Origin of the sequence: Psychroserpens sp. NJDZ02 (assembly GCF_004843725.1) — a bacterium.
Classification (GTDB): domain Bacteria; phylum Bacteroidota; class Bacteroidia; order Flavobacteriales; family Flavobacteriaceae; genus Olleya.
This window is the reverse complement of the sequence record NZ_CP039451.1, coordinates 2,592,301-2,600,000: the sequence shown is the minus strand read 5'-3', so window position 1 is coordinate 2,600,000 and position 7,700 is coordinate 2,592,301. Positions and strand designations below refer to the sequence as shown.

The 7,700-nt window shown below is 34.6% G+C and carries 4 protein-coding genes, 1 tRNA gene, 1 rRNA gene and 1 pseudogene (1 of these 7 running past the window's edge); 2 read left to right on the top strand and 5 right to left on the bottom strand.

The features are described from left to right. The 5 genes and pseudogenes from E9099_RS11340 to proS all read right to left on the bottom strand — a co-directional run. Window positions 1-1,188, bottom strand: a 16S ribosomal RNA gene (locus E9099_RS11340) (it extends 333 nt beyond the left edge of the window). Between the two features lie 685 nt (window positions 1,189-1,873). Beyond that, window positions 1,874-1,996 (bottom strand): annotated as a pseudogene (locus tag E9099_RS11335) (putative porin); the annotation flags it as partial. An 878-nt stretch (window positions 1,997-2,874) separates the two neighbouring features. Beyond that, complete coding sequence (gene rpsT, locus E9099_RS11330) at window positions 2,875-3,126, bottom strand: 30S ribosomal protein S20 (RefSeq protein WP_101020108.1); 252 nt, start codon at window positions 3,124-3,126, stop codon at window positions 2,875-2,877. A gap of 31 nt (window positions 3,127-3,157) precedes the next feature. After that, a tRNA-Glu gene (locus E9099_RS11325) sits at window positions 3,158-3,229 on the bottom strand. Between the two features lie 159 nt (window positions 3,230-3,388). After that, window positions 3,389-4,867 (bottom strand): proline--tRNA ligase, encoded by a 1,479-nt coding sequence (gene proS / locus E9099_RS11320; RefSeq protein ID WP_136583703.1) that lies wholly within the window; start codon window positions 4,865-4,867, stop codon window positions 3,389-3,391. Window positions 4,868-4,968: 101 nt separating this feature from the next. Here proS and E9099_RS19220 point away from each other — a divergent pair, with 101 nt between their 5' ends. Further along, the gene (locus E9099_RS19220) at window positions 4,969-5,964 is read left to right on the top strand and encodes a hypothetical protein (RefSeq protein WP_168800744.1); all 996 of its coding nucleotides are present in this window, start codon (window positions 4,969-4,971) and stop codon (window positions 5,962-5,964) included. Window positions 5,965-5,983: 19 nt separating this feature from the next. After that, window positions 5,984-7,504 (top strand): OmpP1/FadL family transporter, encoded by a 1,521-nt coding sequence (locus E9099_RS11310; protein ID WP_136583702.1) that lies wholly within the window; start codon window positions 5,984-5,986, stop codon window positions 7,502-7,504. Window positions 7,505-7,700 lie beyond the last annotated feature (196 nt).

Sequence of the window (7,700 nt, the reverse complement as noted above, 5' to 3'; positions counted from 1 at the left end):
GATTTGACGTCATCCCCACCTTCCTCACAGTTTGCACTGGCAGTCTTGTTAGAGTTCCCGACATGACTCGCTGGCAACTAACAACAGGGGTTGCGCTCGTTATAGGACTTAACCTGACACCTCACGGCACGAGCTGACGACAACCATGCAGCACCTTGTAAATTGTCCGAAGAAAAAACTATCTCTAGTCCTGTCAATCTACATTTAAGCCCTGGTAAGGTTCCTCGCGTATCATCGAATTAAACCACATGCTCCACCGCTTGTGCGGGCCCCCGTCAATTCCTTTGAGTTTCATTCTTGCGAACGTACTCCCCAGGTGGGTCACTTATCACTTTCGCTTAGCCACTCAAACCGAAGTTCGAACAGCTAGTGACCATCGTTTACGGCGTGGACTACCAGGGTATCTAATCCTGTTCGCTCCCCACGCTTTCGTCCATCAGTGTCAGTTGATTATTAGTAATCTGCCTTCGCAATTGGTATTCTATGTAATATCTATGCATTTCACCGCTACACTACATATTCTAACTACTTCATAATAACTCAAGATAACCAGTATCAAAGGCAATTCTACAGTTGAGCTGCAGGATTTCACCTCTGACTTAATTATCCACCTACGGACCCTTTAAACCCAATGATTCCGGATAACGCTTGGATCCTCCGTATTACCGCGGCTGCTGGCACGGAGTTAGCCGATCCTTATTCTTACAGTACCGTCAAGCTCTCTACTCGAGAGAGTGTTTCTTCCTGTATAAAAGCAGTTTACAACCCATAGGGCAGTCATCCTGCACGCGGCATGGCTGGATCAGAGTTGCCTCCATTGTCCAATATTCCTCACTGCTGCCTCCCGTAGGAGTCTGGTCCGTGTCTCAGTACCAGTGTGGGGGATCCCCCTCTCAGGGCCCCTACCTATCGTTGCCATGGTGTGCCGTTACCACACCATCTAGCTAATAGGACGCATAGTCATCTCTTACCGTAATCTTTAATATAATCCTGATGCCAGGTCTATATACTATAAGGTATTAATCCAAATTTCTCTGGGCTATCCCTTAGTAAGAGGTAGATTCTATACGCGTTACGCACCCGTTCGCCGGTCGTCATCTTTAGCAAGCTAAAATGTTACCCCTCGACTTGCATGTGTTAAGCCTGCCGCTAGCGTTCATCCTGAGCCAGGATCAAACTCTTCATCGTTAAATTTTTAAGTGTTTCCACTAATATGCTTAACAATTAAAGAAATATTTCTTTACTCAAAATGGCTTATTCTCTTGTTTGAATCTAATCGTTTCCAATTAAATTCTTACGCTGTCAATTCAATATGTTTATGAACTTTTTTTCTCTGTCTCTTAAGATGTTATTTCCTTAAGCGGGTGCAAATATAATTCGCTTTTTTAAATCCCACAAGCTTTATTTGAAAAGATTTGACTCTTTTCTATTAAACTGTCATAATAACTCTCTGAACGTTTTCTTAATCACTAATTAACCTGTTATAGTTACGTCGTTTTCGGGGTGCAAATATACAAGCCTTTTTGGTTCCCACAACCCTTTTGGTAATCTTTTTTTAATTTAATGGTAACATACCTTGCTAAAGCTTTGCTATCAAACGGTTACCTAATTGTTTTTTATTTGATTGTGTTATTTGATTATCCTTTGAAGTCATTATTATCGCTTCCCAAATCTCATATTGATTATTCACTCGCAACGCGTTAGGGATAGAACGGTCTGTTTGAGCTCTTTTTTTATATTTACATCTTATTAGCAAACAATGCAGCTAATAAAGAGATCTACCTTAGATATTGTGTTATAATTTATCAAAAAAAAGCGAGTAGTGATAGCCCGACCCTTTGGGTAACGCCCTAATTGTTTTACAAAAGGAAATTCAAACTAATCCAAAGCGTATTGCAAAATCTCTGAATGGTTGGTTTGGTGCCGAATAATATGTAGGATCTGTAAAGAGTGCATTAAAATGCTCTGCCTTTAGATACATTCTAGTTTGTCTGATTTATTACAGCAAGAAGCACTTGAGATCTAAGTCGTTTAACTAAACAGAACCTTAAATCCGAAAAAACACCTTTCTTTCTTATACTGTTAAATGCTATTCTTTAAAAATTTAAATATATTCTAAAACCTTCCTTAGACAGTTGCTCGTATAAAATACTCTTGTCTTGAAAAAATATCTATTACCATAATATTACTATTCGGTTATAGCCAAGTTATATGAAAGGAATCTTAGAAGTAAACACAATATACGCACCTACATTTACCAGTTAATATACCTTTATCAATTTTAAAAAAATGAGAATTATAACATAGAAAAGCTCTAAAATACATTTCTGAAATACTACAGGATGAAGACTTTTTAAAAGAATTCTTATTATAAATTAGATGCTTATTATATTAATCCAATAACAGTAAAGATTATAAATGAATCAAAATGAGATTTTTTTTAGAAAAGCATCAAAATCAGTTTAAAACATGTCTTGGATATTTTAAAAAAAACCATCAGCATTAGTAATATTAGTTAAGTTTTATAAAAAATAAGACGGACACAATTTGAAAGCTACAATACTATTACTACAGAAAGATCAATATAAAAACATCCTCACCTATTTAACTAAAAGCACAAATACATAAGCAAAATCTTTCAACGTTAAAATAAAAACTACTAGAGTTCAATTTAGGGATATCAGAAATATAGTCTTTTTCTTAACTAAACTCAACACTATTTTTATTTATTCATGACGTCCCACAAATCTAATCACTATTTAATACGCTAAACAAAATGACTTTATAAAATAAACGCTTAGTCCTGTCAAAATAAAGCACAAAAAAAACGCTCCATAAATATGAAGCGTTTTTAAATTTTTAAAGTAAAACTAATTACATAGCAGCAACGTGCTTAGATAAACTAGATTTTAAGTTAGAAGCTTTGTTAGCATGTATAACGTTTTTCTTTGCTAATCTGTCTAACATAGAAACAATAGAAGGAAATAAAGCTTCTGCTTCTTTTTTGTCTTCTAACTCACGTAATTTTTTAATTGCATTACGGGTAGTCTTATGTTGGTACTTGTTTAACAAACGCTTAGCTTCGTTACTTCTAATTCTTTTTAAAGTTGACTTGTGATTTGCCATTTTTGTTTCCTTATTTTTTTTATAAAAATTGTAGCCCGTAGGGGAGTCGAACCCCTCTTACATGGATGAAAACCATGCGTCCTAGCCGATAGACGAACGGGCCATTTTAATTATTGAGAGCGCAAATATAAAACATATTTTTTAAACTTGCAAACTTTTCAAATAACTTTTAAATAACTTAGCAACGTTGCCATTGCGGGTGCAAATATACAACTATATTTAAGTATTGCAACAATTTTTATAAAAAAAAACAAAAAAAACTTTAATAAGCTTTTGCAAATAACACGCGACGTGCTGATTCTCTGCCTGTAAGCACACAAATTCCTTTTTCAATTTTTCCGTCTAAAGGAAGACATCTAATCGTAGCTTTAGTTATTTCTTTGATTTTATCTTCAGTTTCTGCGGTTCCATCCCAATGTGCAGAGATAAATCCTCCCTTTTCTTCTAAAACTTTTTTAAATTCTTCAAAAGTTTCTACTTCTGTGATGTGTGTATCTCTAAAATCTAAAGCTTTCTTATATAAAGTATCTTGTATTTCCGTCATTAACCCCTCTACTCTATCTATTAAAGTATCTAATGCAACAACTTCTTTAGTTAATGTATCACGTCTAGCAAGCTCCACAGTACCGTTTTCTAGATCTCTTGCTCCTATAGCTATCCTTAATGGCACACCTTGCAATTCGTGTTGTGCAAACTTAGCACCTGGTCTATACGTATCCCTATTATCAAACTTAACGGATACATTTCTACTTCTTAAGTCTGTCATTATACCATTAACGACTTCTGTAATAGCTTCCAATTGTTGATCTGTCTTATATATAGGAACAATAACAACTTGGTTTGGCGCTAATTTTGGAGGTAGTACTAATCCATGGTCATCACTATGTGTCATAATTAATGCTCCCATTAATCTTGTAGATACGCCCCAAGATGTTGCCCATACATATTCTTGCTTCCCTTCTTTTGATGTAAATTTCACATCAAATGCTTTAGCGAAGTTTTGACCTAAAAAGTGAGACGTCCCAGCCTGTAGTGCTTTTCCATCTTGCATTAAAGCTTCAATACAATAGGTTTCATCTGCTCCAGCAAAACGTTCACTTTCTGTTTTTAATCCCTGTATAACAGGAATAGCCATAAAGTCTTCTGTAAACGTGGCGTAAACGCCGTTCATTAATTCTGCTTCAGCAATCGCTTCTTTTTTTGTTGTATGCGCTGTATGTCCTTCTTGCCATAAAAATTCTGCTGTACGCAAAAATAAACGTGTACGCATTTCCCAACGCACAACGTTAGCCCATTGATTGATTAATAGAGGTAAATCTCTATATGATTGTACCCATCCTTTAAAGGTGCTCCATATAATAGCTTCACTAGTTGGTCTTACCACTAATTCTTCTTCAAGCTTAGCATTTGGGTCAACTCTCAGTTTCCCTGGCTTATCTGGATCGTTTTCTAATCTATAATGGGTCACTACTGCGCACTCCTTTGCGAAACCTTCCGCATTCTTTTCTTCAGCTTCAAATAGGCTTTTTGGAACAAATAATGGAAAATAAGCGTTCTGATGTCCAGTTTCTTTAAACTTTTTATCCAATTCTGCTTGCATTTTTTCCCATATCGCATAGCCATAAGGTTTTATGACCATACAACCTCTTACTGCCGAATTTTCAGCTAGGTCCGCCTCTACAACCAATTCATTATACCATTTGGAATAATTTTCAGCTCTACTTGTTAGTTTTTTACTCATATACAGTATTTTGGCACAAAAATTGTGATTATGTTAAATAATAAAATAGTTCAGCAAAACTAACTATTTTTACAATGTTCAACAATTAAAAACAACATGATATGAAATTAAATAACTACTTATCTAAAAAAACACCATCGTTTATGGTTCTTACAGCTGTTTTAGCTTTAAGCTCTTGTGGATCTTATCAATATGTTGGACAAACAAGTGACGGTATTTATGGATCTACTACCGAAAATACGCCACAAGAAGATGTTGCAATACCTGCAGAAAATAATAATGATTACTATTCTAATTACTTTAAAGAAAAAGCCTTAGAAGCAGAAGTATATAATAATGAAGATGATGTTTTTACAGATATAGATTCTTACCAAGGATCATATGACGACTCTTTAGATAATAGCACCCAAAATGCAGGTTGGGGAGCAACTAATGAAAATGTTGTGATTAACGTCTATGATAATGGCTATAACAACTATGGTTGGGGTTATAATAATTGGGGATACAACAACTGGGGATACAACAACTGGGGATACAATAGACCTTGGGGTTACAATAATTGGGGTTGGAATGCTGGATTTGGTTATGGTTATGGTTATGGCTGGAATAATGGTTTCAATAATCCATATTGGGGACACTCTTATTACGGAAATGGTTATGCTTATGGTTACGGCAATGCTTACAACAATAGGTATAATAGAAGAGGTTTATCTTACAATAACGGAAGACGTGGAACTAATACTAATAGAAACTCTTTTTCAAATTCAAGATTAAATTCTAGAAACACTGTAACTAGATCAAGAACAACATCTAGAACTAGGGCTAATACAACAACTAGAACTAGAGCTAACACAACAACTAGACCTAGAACTAACACAACAACTAGACCTAGAACCAACACGACAACTAGACCTAGAACGAACACGACAAGACCTAGAACTAATAACTCTACACCTAGAAGCAACAATTCTACACCAAGAACCAACAATTCCACACCCAGAACAAGTACGCCTTCAGGGAGTTCGACAAGAAGTAGCTCCTCATCAAGAAGTAGTTCTTCTTCAAGCAGCAGTAGTTCAAGAAGAGGAAGAGGCTAAAATTTAAATAAAAATATCTATGAAAAAAATAATTATATTAGTAGTAGGAATACTATCCTTGTCTATAAGTAATGCTCAAACTATTAATGATGCTTTACGATATTCTGGTGGAGAAATAACTGGAACAGCGCGTTTTCAAAGTATGAGTGGTGCTTTTGGAGCACTTGGAGGTGACTTAAGCGCGATAAGTATTAATCCCGCAGGATCTGCAGTTTTCACGAGTAGCTACGCTTCATTTTCATTAGGAACGGAAAACAACTCTAATGACACCAATTACTTTAATGGTAGAGATCACTCTTCTAACTCTTCATTTAATTTAAATCAAGGAGGTGGTGTTTTTGTATTTAAAAATAATAATACTGATTCTCCTTGGAAGAAGTTTTCTTTAGCTATGGAATATGACATCACTAAAAACTATGATAATGACTGGAGAGCAAATGGAACAGGAAACACTAGTATTGGTCAATATTTTCTTTCCAATGCACAAGGTTTACGTCTAGATGAAATATCAGCTTTTCCTGGCGAATCTACTTCTGATGCTTATTCAGGAATAGGAAGCGCTTATGGTTATGGCAATCAGCAAGCTTTTCTAGGTTATGACTCGTATATTCTAGAACCTAATTCTACTGATGATAACAATACTTTATATAGCAGTAATATTGCAGGCAATTCGTTTCAACAAGATTATACATATTCTGCTACAGGTTATAATGGAAAAATCAGCTTTAATCTTGGAACACAGTATGGAGAAAATACTTATTTTGGTTTAAACCTTAATTCTCATTTTTTGAATTATGAGCGTTACACTAATTTTTACGAAACGAACAATAACGCTGGATCTATAGTTAAAGAAGTCTTATTTGACAACACATTGTCTACAACTGGGTCTGGATTTTCTTTTCAATTAGGAGGGATATTTAAATTAACTAATGAACTAAGAGCGGGAATAACATATGAATCTCCAACATGGATGACCCTTGAAGATGAAACATCACAATATGTTGAAACATTTGTTTCTGACCAAAATCTAGGTGACTTTTATCAAGTTGTAGACCCAAATGTTTTAAATATTTTTGAAAGCTACAGAATACAAACACCTAGTAAGATAACAGGTAGTTTAGCATACGTTTTTGGAACTCAAGGTTTAATTAGTGTAGATTACTCAAGACGTGACTATAGTAAAACAAAATTTAAACCAACATCAGACCCTGCTTTTAACGCAGAAAACACTTTAATGGAAAATATGCTAACTGCTGCTTCAACATACAAGATTGGTGCAGAATATAAAGTAAAGCAATTTAGTTTTAGAGGTGGTTACAGAATAGAAGAAAGCCCTTATGCTAACGGTACAACTGTTGGTGACTTAACAGGATATTCTTTAGGTTTGGGCTACAACTTTGGAAATACCAATTTAGATTTAGCTTTTAGTCAATCAAACCAAGATAAAGACGAACAATTTTTTAATACTGGATTAACTAACCCTGTTACCTTAGACACTAAAATTTCTAATGTGATATTAACCTTAGGATTCAGACTATAACTTATTCTTAAATAAATAATACAAAACCTGAACATATGTTCAGGTTTTTTTACACCCAAATTTACAGTAATCAATACCTACACCATTAAAAAATTATATTATCAGTACTTATAAAAGTTTTTAATATTCAACACAAATAATATAAAGTATTTTGTTTATAGCATAAAAACATAGCTTCTTAACACGAGTTAGATCA